Source organism: Paenibacillus sp. PastM-3, assembly GCF_029893965.1.
Taxonomy (GTDB): Bacteria; Bacillota; Bacilli; order Paenibacillales; family Paenibacillaceae; genus Paenibacillus_AQ.
The window spans coordinates 141,171-159,658 of sequence record NZ_JARXXP010000016.1; the positions used below are offsets into that span (position 1 = coordinate 141,171).

General features: G+C 53.1%; 17 protein-coding genes. 8 read left to right on the forward strand and 9 right to left on the reverse strand.

The features are described from left to right. Nucleotides 1-10: 10 nt before the first annotated feature. The 3 genes from M2108_RS20990 to M2108_RS21000 form a co-directional block, all read right to left on the reverse strand. Nucleotides 11-1,894 carry a B12-binding domain-containing radical SAM protein gene (locus M2108_RS20990; RefSeq protein ID WP_277471429.1) on the reverse strand — a complete coding sequence of 628 codons (1,884 nt, stop codon included), beginning with the start codon at nucleotides 1,892-1,894 and terminating at the stop codon, nucleotides 11-13. A 15-nt stretch (nucleotides 1,895-1,909) separates the two neighbouring features. Beyond that, nucleotides 1,910-3,745: a DNA helicase RecQ gene (recQ, locus tag M2108_RS20995; RefSeq protein WP_277471430.1), complete on the reverse strand. Its 1,836-nt coding sequence runs from the start codon at nucleotides 3,743-3,745 to the stop codon at nucleotides 1,910-1,912. Nucleotides 3,746-4,044: 299 nt separating this feature from the next. Beyond that, entirely contained in the window at nucleotides 4,045-5,058 is a 1,014-nt protein-coding gene (locus M2108_RS21000; RefSeq protein WP_277471431.1) for a GDP-mannose 4,6-dehydratase, read from the reverse strand. 264 nt (nucleotides 5,059-5,322) lie between these two features. Between M2108_RS21000 and M2108_RS21005 the strand changes: the two genes are divergently transcribed. The 4 genes from M2108_RS21005 to dhaS all read left to right on the forward strand — a co-directional run bounded on the left by M2108_RS21005 (nucleotide 5,323) and on the right by dhaS (nucleotide 8,148). Beyond that, nucleotides 5,323-6,360, forward strand: coding sequence for an RluA family pseudouridine synthase (locus tag M2108_RS21005; RefSeq protein ID WP_277471432.1), 1,038 nt, complete (start codon nucleotides 5,323-5,325; stop codon nucleotides 6,358-6,360). Between the two features lie 207 nt (nucleotides 6,361-6,567). Beyond that, nucleotides 6,568-7,083 carry a hypothetical protein gene (locus M2108_RS21010; protein ID WP_277471433.1) on the forward strand — a complete coding sequence of 172 codons (516 nt, stop codon included), beginning with the start codon at nucleotides 6,568-6,570 and terminating at the stop codon, nucleotides 7,081-7,083. 23 nt (nucleotides 7,084-7,106) lie between these two features. Continuing rightward, nucleotides 7,107-7,502, forward strand: coding sequence for a hypothetical protein (locus M2108_RS21015; RefSeq protein WP_277471434.1), 396 nt, complete (start codon nucleotides 7,107-7,109; stop codon nucleotides 7,500-7,502). A gap of 70 nt (nucleotides 7,503-7,572) precedes the next feature. Then, nucleotides 7,573-8,148 (forward strand): dihydroxyacetone kinase transcriptional activator DhaS, encoded by a 576-nt coding sequence (gene dhaS / locus M2108_RS21020; RefSeq protein WP_277471435.1) that lies wholly within the window; start codon nucleotides 7,573-7,575, stop codon nucleotides 8,146-8,148. A 32-nt stretch (nucleotides 8,149-8,180) separates the two neighbouring features. Here dhaS and M2108_RS21025 read toward each other — a convergent pair whose 3' ends face one another. Further along, on the reverse strand, nucleotides 8,181-8,528 hold the full coding sequence (locus tag M2108_RS21025) for a VOC family protein (RefSeq protein ID WP_277471436.1): 348 nt from the start codon (nucleotides 8,526-8,528) through the stop codon (nucleotides 8,181-8,183). 229 nt (nucleotides 8,529-8,757) lie between these two features. Here M2108_RS21025 and M2108_RS21030 point away from each other — a divergent pair, with 229 nt between their 5' ends. Next, entirely contained in the window at nucleotides 8,758-10,338 is a 1,581-nt protein-coding gene (locus tag M2108_RS21030) for an oleate hydratase (RefSeq protein WP_277471437.1), read from the forward strand. Between the two features lie 466 nt (nucleotides 10,339-10,804). Here M2108_RS21030 and M2108_RS21035 read toward each other — a convergent pair whose 3' ends face one another. Further along, entirely contained in the window at nucleotides 10,805-11,527 is a 723-nt protein-coding gene (locus M2108_RS21035; protein ID WP_277471438.1) for a DsbA family oxidoreductase, read from the reverse strand. Nucleotides 11,528-11,718: 191 nt separating this feature from the next. Between M2108_RS21035 and M2108_RS21040 the strand changes: the two genes are divergently transcribed. Together M2108_RS21040 and M2108_RS21045 are read left to right on the forward strand one after the other, a co-directional pair. After that, nucleotides 11,719-11,973: a hypothetical protein gene (locus M2108_RS21040; RefSeq protein WP_277471439.1), complete on the forward strand. Its 255-nt coding sequence runs from the start codon at nucleotides 11,719-11,721 to the stop codon at nucleotides 11,971-11,973. Between the two features lie 350 nt (nucleotides 11,974-12,323). Next, on the forward strand, nucleotides 12,324-13,256 hold the full coding sequence (locus M2108_RS21045; protein ID WP_068721053.1) for a glycosyltransferase family 2 protein: 933 nt from the start codon (nucleotides 12,324-12,326) through the stop codon (nucleotides 13,254-13,256). Between the two features lie 276 nt (nucleotides 13,257-13,532). On the opposite strand, the gene M2108_RS21050 is transcribed toward M2108_RS21045, so the two are convergent. After that, a complete protein-coding gene (locus M2108_RS21050) occupies nucleotides 13,533-15,629 on the reverse strand; it encodes a YhgE/Pip domain-containing protein (protein WP_277471440.1) in 2,097 nt (698 codons plus the stop codon). A gap of 102 nt (nucleotides 15,630-15,731) precedes the next feature. Beyond that, entirely contained in the window at nucleotides 15,732-16,304 is a 573-nt protein-coding gene (locus tag M2108_RS21055) for a TetR/AcrR family transcriptional regulator (RefSeq protein WP_277471441.1), read from the reverse strand. A 270-nt stretch (nucleotides 16,305-16,574) separates the two neighbouring features. Here M2108_RS21055 and M2108_RS21060 point away from each other — a divergent pair, with 270 nt between their 5' ends. Continuing rightward, a complete protein-coding gene (locus M2108_RS21060) occupies nucleotides 16,575-17,693 on the forward strand; it encodes an FAD:protein FMN transferase (protein WP_277471442.1) in 1,119 nt (372 codons plus the stop codon). A 58-nt stretch (nucleotides 17,694-17,751) separates the two neighbouring features. On the opposite strand, the gene M2108_RS21065 is transcribed toward M2108_RS21060, so the two are convergent. Both M2108_RS21065 and M2108_RS21070 read right to left on the reverse strand, forming a co-directional pair. Then, nucleotides 17,752-18,045 (reverse strand): LCP family protein, encoded by a 294-nt coding sequence (locus tag M2108_RS21065; protein ID WP_277471443.1) that lies wholly within the window; start codon nucleotides 18,043-18,045, stop codon nucleotides 17,752-17,754. A 17-nt stretch (nucleotides 18,046-18,062) separates the two neighbouring features. Continuing rightward, nucleotides 18,063-18,383 (reverse strand): LCP family protein, encoded by a 321-nt coding sequence (locus M2108_RS21070; protein ID WP_277471444.1) that lies wholly within the window; start codon nucleotides 18,381-18,383, stop codon nucleotides 18,063-18,065. Nucleotides 18,384-18,488: the final 105 nt, after the last annotated feature.

The window sequence follows — 18,488 nt, forward strand, 5'->3', positions numbered from 1 at the left end:
TTCAACTACATTAACTCAGCGGCAAAGTATAATACTGCGCACGCTGGCTCTCATCCTGCTGATACAGCACGATCAGCAGAGTGCTTCCGCCGTCTTCCGGTACCGCTTCAGCAACTGCAACTGCTGCAGCTGGCACGTTCACCACCATAGCATCAGCATCTGTACCTTCACTGCCAGCGGTTTCTCCTGCGTTAACCAGCAAAGCCCCCAGAGCTGCATCCGCCCACAGCCCGCTGATGGAATCCAGCACAGGCGCAAGCCGGAACGGCAGCACCTCAAGCACCATGAACTTCTGCAGCTCACGTTCAGTGTAGCCTGCTTCCGCCAGTACTGCGGAGACCCGCTCCGGATGGGCGGCAATTTCCTTCATGTGGCGCGCCCAATCCGGCTTCTCCAGCGCGTTGTCCCACCAGATTTTGCGCGGCTTGTACTTGTGTCCCAGGAAGTAATCCAGCTTCATCAGCCCGGTAATAATCTCCATCGAAGGGGTATCTCTGTCGGTCAGGAAGGCATGCAGCCGGGTAAACAGATCCTCAAGCTGATGCCCGATCTTCTGCCAGCCCCGCTCCTCCCAGTAATCGCCAAACGCCTGGAAGAAATCAAACGGCGACTCAAAAACATGGCGGATCAGATACTTGACCGTATGATCCAGCCGGTGGCTGTTCCAGTATTTCTCCAGCACATCCTCCAGCCGCTTCAGCCGGATAATATCGGAAAAGGACATGACATGCGAGCTGAGAATCTCATATGGCGCATGCTCCATGTAGGTATACTCGTATTTGGCAGCCTGGGCACGCAGCCCCGTACCGCGCAGCATTTTGAGGAAGCCCAGCTGCAGCTCCTCCGGCTCCATAGCGAACACGTCGTTAAACGTTTTGCGGAAAGTCGCGTAATCCTCCTGCGGCAGGCCGGCGATCAGATCCAGATGCTGGTCGATGTTGCCGCTGGCTTTGATTTTCATCACGGTACGGGACAGCTTGGTGAAATTCTGGCGGCGCTTAACCAGCTCGTTCGTCTCGTCATTGGTCGACTGCACGCCGATTTCGAAGCGGAAGATGCCCGGCGGCGCATTTTCGGACAGAAAGTCCAGCACCTCCGGCCGCATAATGTCCGCCGTAATCTCGAACTGGAATACACAGCCCTGATGGTTATCGATTAGAAACTGGAACATCTCCATCGCATAGCTGCGGTTAATATTGAAGGTCCGGTCGAGGAACTTGATAACCTTGGCCCCGTTATTGATCAGATAGAGCAGATCCGATTTCACCCGCTCAATATCGTAATAGCGTACGCCAACCTCAATACTAGATAAGCAGAACTGACAGTTGAACGGGCAACCCCGGCTGGTCTCAAAATAAACAATCCGCTTGCTGAGATCCGGCAGATCATCGGCGAACCGGTGCGGCGTCGGCAGGGTGTTGAGATCGCTTTTGGGACGCGGAGGGTTAACGATCAGCTCCTCGCCCTTGCGGTAAGCGGCCCCGTAGACAAAATGGAACTTGCGCTCATCGCGCAGCTCCTGCAGCAGGTGATGGAAGGTCTCCTCCCCGTCCCCGTTTACCACAAAATCCACGCCGGGCTCGCGTTTCATCCAATAGAGCGGTTCGTAGGATACCTCCGGCCCTCCCAGCACGATCTTAACTTCCGGCAGCACCTGCTTGAGGATGCTGACCAGCTTAATGGTCTCTTCAATGTTCCATATATAACAGGAAAATCCGATCACGTCGGGTTTCTTCTGGAATAAGTCGGACACGATATTCATCGCAGGATCCTTGATGGTATATTCAGCCAGCATAATATCCGGGAATTCATGCTCGCTGTAAGCCTTAAGCAGGCGGATGGCCAGCGAGGTGTGGATATATTTGGCGTTTAATGTAGCCAGGACGATTCTCATGCCTTATAACCTTCTTTACATTTCATTTTGAAAAAACTCCAGAAACGGCTTGCCGTATTTCCGGTACTTGACTTCCCCGACACCCTTCACCCTCAGCATCTCCGCTTCGGTCTGCGGACAAACCACACTCATCTCGCGCAGGGTCGCATCATTAAAAATAATGTAGGACGGCACATGCTCGCGTCCCGCCAGGTCGCGGCGGATCAGACGCAGCTGCTCAAACACGGTCTCGTTGACTGCGGACGGCGAATGGTCGTAGCCCCGGCTGCGGCTCCGCCCGGAGCCGGCACCGCCGGTAACCAGCGGCCGGGCAACCCGCTGCTGCACCTGGCGCTGGCCGCGCAGCACCTCGGCTGCCAGCGGCTGCAGCCGCACTACAGGATACTGGCCCTCCGACAGGGCCAGATACCCCTCCGAGATCAGCACATTGATGCTCTCGGTAATCTCCTTCTCCGTGCGGCTCGACATCGCACCATGCGTCGGCAGCTGCTCGAAGCCGTACTGCAGCACCTTCTGGTTGCGGGAGCCCTTCAGCACCGAGGCGACCAGCGCCACCCCGAAGCGCTCCCGCATCCGGTGAATGCAGGAGAAAATCTTCTGCGCGTCCACGGTCATATCGACCAGCTCGCGCTCATCCGTGCAGTTGCTGCAGATCCCGCACAGCTTGTCTTCATCGTCTTCACCGAAATAGGCAAGCTGGGCGCTGCGCAGGCAACGGGTCGTGTAGCAGTAATCGATCATCTGCTGAAGCTTGCGGTATTCGTTCGCTTTACGCTCAGGGTCCTGGGGATTCTGCTCAATCAGGAACTTCTGGGTCATAATGTCCTGCGCGCTGAACAGCAGGATACACTCACTCGGCTCCCCGTCGCGGCCGGCACGTCCAGCCTCCTGGACATAAGCCTCCATATTCTTCGGCATATTGTAGTGGATAACATAACGGACGTTGGACTTGTCGATGCCCATCCCGAAGGCATTGGTCGCCACCATGACGCGGATATCGTCGTACAGGAACCCTTCCTGGCTGTCCGCCCGCTCCTGGTCGCTCATTCCGGCATGATACCGTCCGGCGGCGATCCCTGAAGCCTGCAGCCGCTGGTATAGATCATCGACCTCTTTGCGGGTCGCGGCATACACAATCCCCGGCTGGTGTGAATGGCTGGCGGTGTAATCCAGCACGTACTCGCGTTTGTTCTCCCCGCGCAGCACCGACATCGCCAGGTTGTCCCGGCCGAGGCCGGTCATGAACACACCCGGCTGGCGCAGGCGGAGCAGCCGGACCATGTCCTCCATAACCTCCGGCGTTGCCGTCGCTGTAAAAGCGGCAAGAATCGGCCGCTGCGGCAGCTCCTCAACGAACGGCGCCACCGCCAGATAGCTGGTGCGGAAGTCATGCCCCCACTGGGATACGCAGTGGGCCTCATCCACAGCCACGCAGGAAATAGAAAGGCCCGCCATTTCCAGGCGGAACCAGTCCAGCTCCAGCCGTTCAGGGGCAACGTAGAGCAGCTTCAGCTCGCCCCGGCGTGCAGCACGGATCCGCTCGTTCACTTCCTTGCCGCTCAGGGTGCTGTTAATATATGCGGCCGGGATACCGGCCGTAGTCAGGGCGTCCACCTGATCCTTCATCAAAGAGATCAGCGGTGAAATGACCAGGGTCAGCCCCGGCATCAGCAGCGCCGGAACCTGGTAACAGATCGATTTCCCCCCGCCGGTCGGCATGATGCCCAGGGTGTCGCCGCCTTCCAGCAGGTGCTGCACGATTTTTTTCTGGCCTTCCCGGAAATCGGGATAGCCGTAATATTTCTGCAGTTCAGCCTGCGCCTGTTCCATAGTAGGTGCTTGCATTTTCATCGCTATCATAACTCCTAAAAGTTTTGTCAGAATTGACTTTCTTGTATCGCTTCATACGAGCAATATCCTCTTACGGAAGCATCGGTTTGAGTCATTCTCTCTTTAGTTTACCGGGCAAACGGCCAATGAGCAACCGCAGGTTACCATCCAATTTACTCATTATGTAACTCCCCCAATGTTCGCTTTTATTTGCAGCTAAACTATTTATATAAAGAAAAAAGGGGAGGGCTGGAATAATCCATCCTTCCCCCTGCAGGGTCACACAACCCATGCCTGAACCCACAACTGTATAATATGCGCTAAACAAATCCCAATACAGCATGATTGGAATCATTGGAATTCCAATAATCGCAATACCACTCCACCGTGTTTCTGATTCCTTCTTCAAGAGAAGTTTCTGCAGACCAATTAAGCATCAATTTTGCTTTTTCTGGTGACAGGTGCTGGTGCAGGATTTCACTGTTTTTTTGATGCTCATACAGTGGTTCAATGTGTTCAAGATTCATGGCACGCTGAATGATTTCAATCACTTGTTTTATGTCCCACAGCTTGCCTGTGCCAAAATTGAAATCGTCACCCTTTCCTTCTTTATCTATAAAATGGTACATAGCCATATAAGCGGCGATCAAATCTTTAATATACAAAAAATCTCTCATATAAATCCCGTTTGAAGGAATTCTAATAACGGGAGGCCGTTTTGTATACAGCCGTTGTACGGTACCGGGAATTAAGCGGCGGTAATTCAAATCGCCACCCCCATAAATATTACCGAAACGGCCTATCGCTATAGGCAAATTAAAACTATGTCTATAACTTTGAGAAATAAGATCGGAACAAGCCTTAGATACATCGTAGGGGTTTCTGCCTTGAATAGGCATATCTTCATAATAGGGGAGAATGGGACTGTCACCGTATACCTTGTCACTGGACGCAACTATTATTTTCGATACCTGGTCTTGATGAACACGGCAAGCCTCCAATATATTATAGGTACCCTTTACATTGGTTTCAAAAGTTTGCCAGGGGATTTGGTAGGCCAAATCTTGAAGGGAAACAGCAGCGAGGTGAAAGACAGTGTTTATTTTTCCGTCCGTAATTGCACGTTCAATCAGATTGTAATCGGTAATATACCCATAATAGCATCGAATCTCTTTGTCCAATCCCAGCTTTGCAAACGGGCTTCGCGGGTTGAACTCGCTCATGATAGTGGTTACTTCAGCACCTTGATCAACGAGGTGACGAGCTAGCCAGGCGCCTATAAATCCGGAAGCCCCTGTTACTAAAGCACGGCAATCAGATAAAGAGCGTTGCATTATCAAAACCTCCTAAGTGTTTTAGATAAGGCTGCGACTAAGGTTGGATTATCCATTTTGGACGATGATATACCTTTTACTAAATAATTACAATAATTTTTTCGTGAAACAACCAGTTATCGCTGCATCATATGGTGGAAGGATACGCTGATGCGGGTCCTTATCTGTCGCGGTTATTCTACAGTACGGCGCCGGTTCCGTAGTATTTCTGAAGCGGCCGTGGTATATTGAGGAGTACTCTATTACAGGACGGAGAATGTGCGTATGAACACAAGAAGAAATCCCAAGGAAGCGTCCAGACGGGGCGCGGGGCCAGGTGCCTCCTCCCAGGCCAAACCACAGTCAAAACCGGGTGCAAGAGCCCGTTCCAATAAACCCGGCGGCAAGCCTGTTCCGGCAGCCAGAGCAAAGGCTGCGCCTCCGGTCAAAAGCTATACTGTAAAAGAGCCGGCCGAGCTCCTGCCGTTTCTGCTGGACTCGCTCAGCGGACGCGGGCGCAATTCTGTTAAGTCCCTGCTGGCCCGCGGGCAGGTATCCGTGGACGGCAAGGCCGTTACGAAGCATAACTATCCGCTGCAGCCGGGCCAGACAGTGGCTATCGACCTGGAGAAGCAGGTGCAGGCCAAGGAGATGGCCGGCCTGACCATCGTTCATGAGGATGATGATCTGATTGTCATCCAGAAGGATGCCGGCCTGCTGTCGATCGCCACCGGTGATGAAAATGAACAGACGGCATACCGCCAGCTGATGGAGCATGTGCGCCTTAGCAATCCGCGTAACCGTATCTTTGTGGTGCACCGGCTGGACCGCGACACCTCCGGTATCATGATGTTCGCCAAAAGCGAAGCGGTGCAGCAGAAGCTGCAGATCAACTGGAAGGACATGGTCAAGGAGCGTTCATACGTGGCGCTTGTGGAAGGAGCCGTCAAAAAAGCCGAAGGCACCATCAGCTCCTGGCTGAAGGAAACCTCCACGCTCAAAATGTACTCCAGCCCGCATGAAGGCGACGGCCAGCATGCTGTGACCCATTATAAGCTGATCCAGGCGAACCGCCATTTTTCCCTGCTGGAAGTGCGCCTTGAGACCGGACGCAAAAATCAGATCCGTGTCCACATGGCCGACATCGGCCATCCGATCGCCGGAGACAAGAAATACGGCGCCGAAACCAAGGCCGTCGGCCGGCTCGGCCTGCATGCCCGGGTGCTCTCCTTCGTGCACCCGATAACCGGTGACCTGCTGACCTTCGAGAGTCCGATTCCGAAGACATTTCTGAAGTACACCGCACCTGTCCCGGCGAACTAAGGGTGTCGGCGGAAGAGCATGAGTTAGCCGGTATAGCACAGTCTCAGCGAAAGGATCAGCTAAAGTAACATTATATCAAGGCCCAAAAAGGGGTGTCCCGGCACATATGGCCGGACACCCCTTACGCATGCCCTGCCGCGGCCGCAACATTTCCGCTCTCTTTTGCGTCATGATACAATAAAAAGAAAAACGTAAGAAGGTGCGTCCTTGTTCCACCCCACTGTTTTTGACAACATCAAGATTGCCTTTGAAAACCAGCTGTACGACTATGATAATCTCGACAGCATCCTGATGATTAAGGGTCGCACCGACATGCTCAACCTGGCCGTCATGTCCAGAGAATTCACGCTGGCATTTAAGCTTACGGACGGATTCAAGGTGACCTCCGAGGTTGTCCTCCTCTCCTCCGTGAAGGAGCTCAGCGATGAAATCCTGGAGACACCGGGCAGCAATCCCGGCTGCAGCCTGCTGCTCCGCTTTTATATGGAAGTTACCGACCCTCCTATCCAGTGCCCGGCGGTTGAACGCATTCTGACCGGCATTTGGGGGCCTGAGCTGAAGCCCGAGCAATCACTCAGCTTCCGCTATGGCGGAGAAGAACAGATTTACAACAACTGCATCCAGCTCACCTTCAAACGGCAGATCACCGAGGAGCAGATGGAGGATATTCCGAACCTGCTGGCCCATCTGCTGCAGAGTGCGGAAGAGCTGGAGAACGTATAAACTGACAACGGGGTGAACCGGCTATGAGATTTTTGCCAACCGCCAAAAGCAACACCTGGTTTCGCTGGATGGCCGTCTACGGCCTTCTGTTCTGGGCAGTGCTTCTTATTTACCGCTTTGCTGTGCTTGCTGAGCCCTTTGATCTGATGATTGCCCTGCGGTTCGGACTGCTTGCACTGGTGGTGTCCGTTCTATTCAATCTGCTTGGCTGGCTCGGAGGAAAGCTGGTCTGGTGCCTGTCCACGGCCGGACTGATCACCGGACTGGTTCTGATGCTCAGCTATACGTACAGGGATATGTCCGGCTGGGAAGATCTGGCGGGCTTTCTCACTTTCATAATGTTCACACTGGGCGGTTTGGCGCTGGGGCTGGCTGCAGAAGGGGTTTATTTCCTGATTAAGCGCAGGCGTCAGGGCTGAAGCAGGCTTTTAACGTAACTGCAATTGCAGTGGCTTCTATATCGAAGGATTCCAAGATGAGGTGACCCGAATGTCCACATCCCTTCTGACCAAAAAAGCGCTGGCCTGCTCCCTGAAGCAGCTAATGGAGCATACTCCGCTGAACAAGATTACAGTCAAGCTTCTGGTGGAAGACTGCGGATTGAACCGCCAGACCTTTTATTATCATTTTCAGGATATATTTGAGCTGCTCGGCTGGATTTATCAGACAGAGGCGGTGGAGAGCATTGCCCGGTACCGCAGCTACAGTACTTGGACGGACGGCTTTTACAGAATCTTCTGCTATATTGAAAATAACAAAACCTTCTGCTGCAATACGCTGGACTCTCTCGGCAGAAGTCATCTGGACACGTACCTGTATGAGGTGACGAGCGATCTCGTTATGGGTGTCCTTCAGGAGCTGTCGGCCGGGATGGAGGTCAGCGGTGAGGACAAGGCGTTTATCGCCAATTTTTACACTCTGGCCTTCACAGGACTCATTATCCAATGGATGCGCAGCGGAATGAAGGAGCAGCCGAAGCACATAATTGAACAGCTCAGCGTAATGATCGAAGGAAATTTCACTCAAGCGCTGCATAAATACGAGAAAAAGCTGGTACAGCCTTAGGGCGTCCGGCTTTTTTTTGCAGAAACCTGTCTTTATTTCTCCCACAGCTCGACCAGCCGTCCGTCAGGGTCCTCAATCCAGATAAAGGTTCCGTACTCACCGGTCTGCTGTTCTCTTGCAAGCGGGATGCCCAGATGTTCAAGATGTCTGATCGTCTCATCCAGATTATCCACCTCGAAATTCAGCATCACCTGTTGTTCCGCCGGAAAATAACCGTCATCCCCGGAAAAAAGTGAAAAAGCCGTCTCATTTCCCGCCTGCGGTCTGATCATCGCCCCGTTCCACTCTCCGATGTCCAGCTGCAGCACCTCACTGTACCATTTTTTTGCCGCCTCAAGATTGCCGGTTCTCCAGAATACTCCGCCAAAACCTTTGATCATACCCTCAGCTCCTGTCTTCGGATGTACAGCATGTCCCCTCATAATATTCGCAATTCAAATAAAATCTCCTGTGCCGGCTGTATATTCTTGTCAAAAAACTAGACACTTTATACCGAATGACCAAAATCCGGACACTCCGGCAGTTTTGATTATACCTTCTGTTCCGCGCTTGGATTACATTAGGGGCAGAAAGTGAACAGCATATCAGAACCTTATGGAGGCGACCTTTGTGGCAAAAGAATACGGTAACCGGCAGGTTTATTTTGTAGGCGGCGGCATTGCATCCCTTGCGGGTGCGGTTTATCTGGTCAGGGACTGTGATTTTCCGGGAGCAAACATTCATATTATTGAAGAAATGCATATTCTCGGCGGCAGTAATGACGGCGCAGGGGATGTAGAGCAAGGTTATGTGATCCGCGGCGGGCGGATGCTTAACGATGAAGCGTATGAGAATCTGTGGGAGCTGCTGAGCACCATTCCCTCTATCGACCATCCGGGGCAATCGGTGCGCGAGGAAATTATCGCCTTCGATACCGCTAACCCCACCCATTCCAATGCCCGGCTGATTGACCGCAGCGGTGAGGTTCAGGATGTGCTATCGATGGGCTTCGATATGGCCGACCGGCTGGCGATGGGCAAGCTGATCATTACGCCGGAGGAAGCGATGGGCAAAGCGCGGATTAACGACTGGTTCGGACCGCATTTTTTCACGACAAATTTCTGGTACATGTGGGCGACCACCTTCGCCTTCCAGCCTTGGCACAGCGCTGTTGAGTTCAAGCGGTACATGCTCCGCTTCATGCATGAGTTTCCGCGGATTCAGACACTTGAGGGGGTAACGCGCACTCCGTACAACCAGTATGATTCCATTATTCTGCCGCTGCAAAAGTATCTGGAGCCCTGCGGCGTGGACTTTTCGCTGAAATGTACCGTAACCGATCTGCAGTTCAAGGACGGCGACGGCATTACTGTTACAGGCATGAATGTGACGCGCATGGGCATAGAGGAGCTGATTGAGGTAAAAGAAGGCGACCTCGTTATCGTTACAAACGGCTCGATGACCGAAAGCGCAAGCCTTGGATCGATGACCTCGGCTCCTGAGCTGAACGGCAAGGGCAGCTCCTGGAGGCTGTGGGAGAACATCGCCGGCAAAAAGCCCGGGCTCGGCAATCCCTCCCCGTTCGCGGATTATGTGGACGAATCGAAGTGGGAGTCGTTCACCGTCACCTTTCAGGATTCCGTCTTCTTCGACCTGATGGAGAAATTCACCCGCAACCGGGCCGGCACAGGGGCGCTTGTCACCTTCAAGGATTCGAGCTGGTTCATGTCGGTTGTGCTGGCCTTCCAGCCGCATTTCCGCAATCAGCCGGAGCATGTCAAGGTGTTCTGGGGCTACGGATTGTATCCGGACAAGGTCGGCGACTTCGTCAATAAAAGAATGTGCGACTGTACCGGGGAAGAGATTATGCAGGAGCTTATCGGCCATCTTCATTTTGAGGCGCACCGGGACGAGATTATGGCGACAGCCAACTGTATTCCGTGCATGATGCCGTACATCACCTCCCAGTTCATGCCGCGGCTTGGCACCGACCGGCCGAAGGTTGTGCCTGACGGCTCCACCAATCTGGCATTCATCAGCCAGTTCTGCGAGATTCCGGACGATGTCGTATTCACCGAGGAGTATTCCGTACGCGCCGCGCGGATCGCCGTCTACACCCTGCTCGGCATTAACCGGCCCGTGGAGCCGATCCACCAGTACCATTACGATGTGCGGACGCTGTTCGCGAGCTTTGTAACTTCGTTCAGGTAGGGGGCTGGGGGCTTTACTGCGGAGTTTGCCGCAGGTCGCTGCGGGTTTACTGCAAAAAACGCCAGATCTCCATTGCCGGAGATCTGGCGTTTTATTGTGTAAGCTGCACAGCACAGGGATTACTGCATCGGTAATTCTAACGGACCGTATTGCTCTTATTCAGCCAAAATCCGCCTCTTTACAGCGCTAACGGACTCAGATGCTCTTATATGCCGTAAATCACCCGCAAACTCAGATCACGGGAGCCAATAGCGTCATCTGAGTCCGTTAGAATCCTTAGTTACTGGATAGAGGCATAATAACGCCCCTGGTGTCCGTTAGCCGGATCCGGGCTGGCTCAGCCCCCCAAAATTCAGCATTCCCCGACCGATTTCAGCGATCCGCAGCGGATTCAGTATTCCCTGCAGGTTCAGCGCTGCAGGTTCAGCAACCTCTACAGGTTCAGTAACCGCAGCGGGTTCAGCAATCAGATGCTGCAGGAGCCGTCATCGCAGCCTTCGCCGTCCGGAGCCTGGGATTTGGGCTGGCCGACAACCTGCAGTACAGGCTTGCTCTGCTCTTCCGCCCAGACAGTGTCGAGCACCTCTGTAAATACCGGACCGGGCTGTGCACCGGATACGGCATATTTATTATTGAAGACAAAGAACGGCACGCCGGTCACATTCAGCTGCCGGGCCGCATCAATATCCTGGTTCACTTCGGCAGTATAGGCATCGCTGTTCAGGACTGCGGATACCTCATCAGTGTCAAGGCCCACTTCCGCAGCCAGTGAAGCCAGCACATCATGCTTGCCGATATTCACCGAATCGGTGAAGTACGCTTGTAGCAGACGTTCGGTCAGCTCTTTGTCTTTGCCTTTGGTAGCGGCATAATGACTAAGACGGTGTCCGTCAAAAGTATTCGTAGGCACCAGCGTGTCAAAGTTAAACTGCAGTCCGACGCCCTGCGCCTGTTCGGCCAGCTGTGCATTCATCGCTTTAGCCTTATCGCGGGTCATTCCATATTTGGAGGCCAGCATTTCATGAATGTCTCTGCTTTCATCCGTCCGTGCTGTCGGGTCGAGCTGGAAGCTGCGGAATACAACCTCCACCTTGTCGCGGTCCGGGAATTGGCTCAGCGCGTGCTCCAGCCGTCTTTTGCCGATGTAGCAGAAGGGGCAGGCATAGTCAGACCATACATCTATTCTCATTGTAAGTACCTCCTAATAGTGTGCATGCATAGTTAATGTACCCTTAGGCATCGGGCCTGTTGCGTACATCATGATTCCAATAACAAATAATATGTCACTTACTATTATATAGTTATAAACCGAAAAACACAAACCTATTCTGCAGCTTTCGCCATGCACCGGGTTAATCAATATTAAAGGAGCGTGAGCTTATGGACGAATGGTCTTTGCTTGACTGGGTAACCCGTATGCTGGGAATCCTCTTTTTCATTCGCGGCATCCGCTATACCCGGGGGACAACGGTGGAATATCACAATAGCTACGGAGGAAAAAGCACAGCTTCAGCTGATTCGAACCCTAAACTAAGGAATGTTGTGCGAGTGGCCGGAGTTGCCGGCATCATCTTGGGTCTGCTAATGATCATTTATGGCGGGGGCGTGCTGGATATCTTGTTTCCTTTTTTCTGAGCACTGAGCGTTTAAGAATCTAATTGGATTTTCAACACTTAATTCCGGTTATTCTCGTTGATTATAAGATTTAAGTGGAAAATCATCATTTAATTTAGCCAACATGCGGCATCAGTAGTAAATTCCGTACTTTTAAGTGCCTTTTTTCCAACTAAATCTGATTAGTGGTGCACTGGAAACCCTCACTGCAGGCCTATAACTGTAAATTTCAGAAAATCCGCAAAAAAAGTAAACGAAAGTGGTATATACGGCCTTCCCGGAGGGAATGTACACTTGGATTAACAAGAAAATCCGGTGATTACCCAAACCAGTATAGCGGACGGTTCCAGCGTCCCGGAAGGAGCAGCAGCATGCATGATGTATCCATAGTCATTCCCACGCGCAACCGGATCAGCGATCTTACGCTGTGCATTGAATCCATCGGCAGGCAGACCGAGCTCGAGGATGTCTCCATTGAGCTGCTGATTGTCGATGATGGTGAGATCGGGGACAGTGTGCTTACGTATTTCCGCAAGGTGCTGGCCCAGATGCCGGATGCCGAGCTTCATTATTACCGCAAAACCAGACCGGGCGTCTGGCTCTCCCGCTATGAAGCGCTCGGGCTGATCGACGGCGAGATTGTGCTGAGCTTCGACGATGATGCCGAGCTGGACGACCCGCTCTATATCCGCCGGATGCTCGATACCTATGCATCCGATCCGTCCATTGTCGGCGTTGGCGGTATCGCCAAGGGCTTATCCAGCAGTGCATCCGGGAAGCTGCTTGGCAGGCTGACCTGTCAGATGTCCGGCTCGCCGGGCAGGCTGTCGGCAAGTACCCTTGCAGGCTCGCTGCTGCTCTGGGGGGAGACGGAGAATATTTTTGAAACCGACTTTTTCCACGGCTGCAATATGTCGTTCAAGCGGGAAGCCCTGAAGGATATGAAGCCCTATCCATGGATGACCAGCTATGCCGTGGCCGATGACATTTACATGTGCCATTTGGCCAGCAAATACGGCAAGCTTGTGATCAATCCCGAGATGAAGATCACCCATCATGAGTCGCCAAGCTCGCGCGACAAAGCCGGGCGTGTAGCCCGGGCCACTGCGGTGAATCATTACTATCTGCTTAATCTGCGCAAAGCGCCGGTCAAAAATTATGCCGCCCTCCTCTGGACGCTCACTTATCTGACCGGCAAGTCCACGCTGAAGCGCAATTTCAACGCCGTATCCGGCTATGCCAGCGGCATTTGGTTTGTCCTCAATCCACGAAAGAATAAATACAGGGAATACATGCTGGATTAGCAGGCGCTATGCACGGGCACCAGCTCCTCACCGGCAATACACCTCATAGATTAGCGGCAGCCCCGCCGCAATGCATCACTGTAAGGAGCACGGCAGCTTTACATACCACTGCGCTGAAGAGTCATCCACGCTACACCGCTTGCCTTCGAGAGGTAAGGAGAGGTAAGCCTGCTGAACAACTCCTCCCCCACAGCTGCGCTGCCCGCAGCCATCGACCGCCCCGCATACCAAAACTCCCGCACCGCCTTACCGGCGTGCGGGAGTTTTTCATTTCATTCAGGCTGTTAGCTCTTGAGCCGGAGTATTCGTCCGTTTGCCGTTCTGGCGCAGGAAATAGAAGAACGTCAAGCACAGGAACAGAGCGGCATAGCTCAGCAGATATACAATCTGCTCACGCATCAGGGCGTAATCGCCGCTGGCGATGATTGCTTTGTAGCCGACAATGCTGTGGGTCATCGGCAGCCACGGATTAACCTTCTGCATCCACTGCGGGAGCAGCTCCAGCGGGAAGGTTCCCGCACTGGACGTAAGCTGGAAGATCATCAGCACGATCGCCAGGAAGCGGCCCGGATTATCCAGCCAGGTCACCAGTGCCTGGACAATCATGGTAAAGGTGAAGCTTACGATCAGCGTGAACAGATAGAATAGCGGTACGCTCTGCACCTGCAGCTTCAAGCCATATAGGAGGACTGCATCGGCCAACAGCGACTGCAGCACGCTGACCATCACGAACATCAGCGTACGGCTGGCGAACCGGCCCATAGGCGAAGCGTCCGGCACACTGGATTCCCGCAGGGAGAATACCGTTGTGAACACGAGAGCTCCCATAAAGAGCGCAAGCGATAAGAAGTACGGGGCGATGCCCAGCCCGTAATGATCCAGCTTGCGGTCGGTGTTCTCAACCAGCTTGACCGGTTCAGCAAACATGCTGACCGTGTCATCGCTGGAATTGACGCTGGCAGTTTCCGTTGCCGCGTCGTTCAGCTTCTGGGCCAGCTCACCGCTGCCGCTGGCCAGCTTGCCGCTGCCGTCCTGCAGCTCACCGGCACCGTCCGTCAGCTTGCCGGCGCCTTCCGACAGGCCGTCCACGCCTCCGGCCAGCTTGGTCAGCCCTTCAGCCAGCTGCGAAGCACCCTGCTTCAGGGCCACTGCACCGTCAGCCAGCCTGCTGCTGCCGGAGGTCGCATCATTCAGCTTGTCGCCGAATGTGCTGAGGCCTGTGACCAGCTGCGTTCCGCCGCTGCTCAGGGCCGCAGCGCCGTCGTACAGCTGCTGCTGCGCTTCCGTCAGCTGCGTGCTGCCCGCCAGCAGCTGTTCCTGGCCGCTGTGCAGCTGCACGCTGCCGGCGGCCACCTGCTTGCTCGCAGCCAGCAGCTGCTGGAACTGCTCGCTGTCCTGCAGCTCCGGCGTCGCTGCAAGCATCTGCTCAAGCCCCGCCGCCACCTGCTGCGCACCGGAGGCAAGCTGGCCGCTCGCCGCCTCGGAGGCTGACAGCCCTGCAGTCAGCTTGCTGCTGCCGTCCTTGGCGCTCTCAAGGCCGGCAGCCAGCTGCGAAGCCCCGCTCTGCGACTTCTCAGCGCCTGCCTGCAGCTGCTGCTCCGCCTTGGAGAGCTGGCTGAGGCCGCTGGCCAGGTCGGCAGTCCCGGCTGTCAGCGTGCCTGTGCCTTCATTCAGGCTGCCTGCCCCTTTATAGAGCAGCTTAAGTCCGCTCTGCAGCTCGGTTGTGCCGCTGGACAGCTTGTTCAGGTTGGTCTTCAGGGTGGACAGGCCGTCTGTCAGCTTGTCCGCACCTTCCTGCAGCTCGCTTGCCCCGCTGCCGGCGTCTCCAAGCCCGGCAGCAATCGTGTCCACTTGTTCATACATGCTGCGGGTATAAGCCTCGGTAATTTGGGCGGACAGCTTCGACTTCAGCTTGTTCATTGCACTGTTCCCGATCTGTCCGGCGACAAAGTTATAATCGCTGTTCGGCTCAAAAATAATCTCCGACTGCACCGGCTTCTCCTGCGTCAGGGTAGTCGCATTTTGCGAGAAATCGGCCGGAATGGTAATCGTCATATAATAGCGGTTGTGCGCCATGCCGTCTTCAGCTTCGGCTGCATCAACAAATTGCCAGTTGAAATCGGTGTTTGTTTTTAACTCGTCCACAAAATCATTGCCGACCTCCATCGTCTTGCCCTCGTACTGCGCCCCCTTATCCAGGTTGACTACAGCAACAGGAAGCTTGCCTGTATTTCCGTAAGGGTCCCAGGAGCCTTCAACGAGAAATCCGCTGTACAGCATCGGCAGTGCCGATACACCAAGCAGTGTAATCAGCAGCATCGGTTTCCCGAGCAGTATTTTCAAATCTTTCCAGAATACATTAATGGCTCTCACAGGGTTCACCCTCAATCATTTATTTGTAAATGCATGAAAACTTTCATACTCATTCATTATTACTGGAAAAAAATAGCCCTTCACAGGCTAGGACGTTCAGCTTCACTTGAGAATACCGTTTGAAATAAACAGCATCATATGCTCCTTGATCCGGGTCTCATCCAGCGGCTCATGGGCTTTGTTCCATTCCGTTGTCAGCGCCAGGTATAAGCGCAGAATCATAAACGCAGCCACACTGGAATCGCAGGGCTTGACTTCATCTCTGGCGATCGCCGTTTCAATCTGCTGCCGCAGAAAATCCAGCGCATAATCCTCCATCCGCTTTACCCCTTCCAGCGCCTGCACCGTACCGATGTCACGCACCTCCTGGGCCAGCTTCACAAACAGCTCATGATCGGAGCGGAACTCGAGGATCGAATCGAGCAGATTAAACAGCTTATGGGTAAAAGTGTCCTCCTCCGCGGCAATCCGGTTCATGACCGAGGTTAACTCCTGTGTGGCCTTGTCCAGAATTTCCTCAAACAGCTCTTCCTTGGTCTTGAAGAACGTATAGATGGTGCCTTTGCCGACGTTGGCAATCTTGGATACCTGCTCCATCGTAGTCGCCTTATAACCGAACTGCACAAAGGATTTGGTTGCCGCCTGAAGAATTAACGCTTTGCGGTCGATAGACATGACTTGGACTCCCTTCCTTCTGGAAAAACATCAGAATTGACTAAATTCATTTTTTGGTCATTCGGTCAATATGTAATTTACCATGTCTGCAGGAAGAAGACAACACCTTATTTAAAATTTATTTATTCTTCATCTTTTATATCCGACAGTTTATCAATTATCCTGTGCGATGTTATCCGTAAAATGTCATGAAATTAGTATCCACTGCCATTCTTTCTGGGGTATGATAAGAAGGATGTGATCTAGAAACTACATTATGGATGGTGGAATATGTTTAAAAACAAAAAATTACTGCTTATTCTGGCCGGGCTGGTCATTATTGCGGCTGTCGTCATCTGGCTTGTGGTCGGCGGCAAAGGGGATGACAGCGGCAATACCGCTGCAACCGAAACCCCGGGAGGCGCGACCGTAACCGAAGAAGGCGGCACCAAAGCGCTGGCGCAGACTTTTTATATCTATGATACCGTTGTAAACATTAAGATATTCGGCAACGACGCTACCCAGCAGAATATGGATGATATCCAGAGCATGCTGGAGCGGATGGATATTCAGTTCAGCCGGACCAAGGAAGACGGTGAATTGTATGCCGTTAACCAGGCTGCCGGCAAGGAAGCAGTAGCCGTATCCGACGAAACACTGGATATTGTAAAGCAATCCATTAAATATGCCGAAGATATGGACGGGCTGTATGAGCCGACGATCGGGCCGCTGGTAGACCTGTGGGCAATCGGGGAAGGCGGCGAGCATGTGCCTGACCAGGCAGACATTGACGCGGCCAAGAGCCTGATTAATTATAAGGATATTATCATCGATGAATCAGCCAAGACCATCAAGCTCGCCAGAGAAGGTATGGTACTGGATATGGGCGGAATCGGCAAAGGCTACGCCGCTGACCGGATTGCCGATTATCTGAAGGAGAAGGGTCTGGACAGCGCAATGATTAACCTTGGCGGCAGCAGTATTATCGCCCTTGGCAACAAGCCTAACGGCTCCCAGTGGAATATCGGCCTGCAGGACCCTGACCAGAGCCGCGGTACCCAGCTGGGCACGATCAAAATCTCTGATGAGGTGATTGATGCTTCCGGTGTGTACGAGCGTTACTTCATAGAGGACGGCGTCCGCTACCATCACATTCTGGACCCGCGTACCGGCTTCCCGTCCCAGAACGGACTGAAAAGCCTTACCATTATGAGTCCGAGCGCGACTGATGCGGATGCTCTGTCCACCGGTGCATTCCTGATGGGTCTGGAGGACGGCCTGAAATATCTCGAGTCCCTGCCGGAAGATGTTGAAGCCTTCTTCATTACTGAAGACAACAAGATCTATGCTACACCTGGTATCCGTGAACGGCTCCAGCTGACCGATCAGACGTATACTTTTGCAGATTAACCTTATATATGAGTACAAGTAAGAGGGGGCGCTCAGCCCCCTTTTTTGATAAATTCCCCTATCCGTCGCTATCCTCCGAAGGCAGTTCGCCCGCCGCCGTGTCCGGATTCAGCCATAGCTCAATCAGATCGTGAGTATTTTGCACATCTTCCTCATCCAAAATATAGTACCACTGATCCGTCCGCTTATCGGTTCCCTGCAGCATATGGCTGTCAATCTGCGGAGTGCCGCTTTCAAAAATAACCCTCTTCGCCAGATCCAGCATGAAATCTGCCTTCATATTTGTTTTGAAATGATCTCCGGCAACCCCCATAATTTCTTTGATATTAGCGATATTACTTATATTTTTCATCCGCTCCAGCACTGCCTTCAGGAATATATATCTTCTGCCCCGACAATTCTGGTGTAGGAATCCCGCGGAATCGAAACGAACAGGACTTTATTATCTTTGGGCCGGACTACTGTATAGATAATGGAATCGGATAGCCCGTTCTCCTTCCCCCGCTGATCTGTGCCAAGCAGCAATAAAGCGAATGGCGGACTCTGCTCCAGCCTCGTCGAAGCAGCCTCCGTCTCATCGTTGTTATTCTTGAGCGGAACATATGAATTTTTAAGTGTACCCCGAGCGGTCGGGGCAACCACATGGTCAAAACCGAACATCATTACTTCCTTGCGGAATACATAAGACAAGATACCTGCATTGAATTCTCCCCCACTTAGCTAACGCTTGAAGTGGCGGATTCTTGCGAACAGAAGAGTAACCTCTTCTTATTTAGCAAGCGATCCCTGCGTTCC

Coding starts and splice junctions, on each gene's coding strand:
- M2108_RS20990 (WP_277471429.1), bottom strand. CDS start 1,894: ATGAGAATCGTCCTGGCTACATTAAACGCCAAATATATCCACACCTCG.
- recQ (WP_277471430.1), bottom strand. CDS start 3,745: ATGAAAATGCAAGCACCTACTATGGAACAGGCGCAGGCTGAACTGCAG.
- M2108_RS21000 (WP_277471431.1), bottom strand. CDS start 5,058: ATGCAACGCTCTTTATCTGATTGCCGTGCTTTAGTAACAGGGGCTTCC.
- M2108_RS21005 (WP_277471432.1), top strand. CDS start 5,323: ATGAACACAAGAAGAAATCCCAAGGAAGCGTCCAGACGGGGCGCGGGG.
- M2108_RS21015 (WP_277471434.1), top strand. CDS start 7,107: ATGAGATTTTTGCCAACCGCCAAAAGCAACACCTGGTTTCGCTGGATG.
- dhaS (WP_277471435.1), top strand. CDS start 7,573: ATGTCCACATCCCTTCTGACCAAAAAAGCGCTGGCCTGCTCCCTGAAG.
- M2108_RS21025 (WP_277471436.1), bottom strand. CDS start 8,528: ATGATCAAAGGTTTTGGCGGAGTATTCTGGAGAACCGGCAATCTTGAG.
- M2108_RS21035 (WP_277471438.1), bottom strand. CDS start 11,527: ATGAGAATAGATGTATGGTCTGACTATGCCTGCCCCTTCTGCTACATC.
- M2108_RS21040 (WP_277471439.1), top strand. CDS start 11,719: ATGGACGAATGGTCTTTGCTTGACTGGGTAACCCGTATGCTGGGAATC.
- M2108_RS21045 (WP_068721053.1), top strand. CDS start 12,324: ATGCATGATGTATCCATAGTCATTCCCACGCGCAACCGGATCAGCGAT.
- M2108_RS21055 (WP_277471441.1), bottom strand. CDS start 16,304: ATGTCTATCGACCGCAAAGCGTTAATTCTTCAGGCGGCAACCAAATCC.
- M2108_RS21060 (WP_277471442.1), top strand. CDS start 16,575: ATGTTTAAAAACAAAAAATTACTGCTTATTCTGGCCGGGCTGGTCATT.
- M2108_RS21065 (WP_277471443.1), bottom strand. CDS start 18,045: ATGAAAAATATAAGTAATATCGCTAATATCAAAGAAATTATGGGGGTT.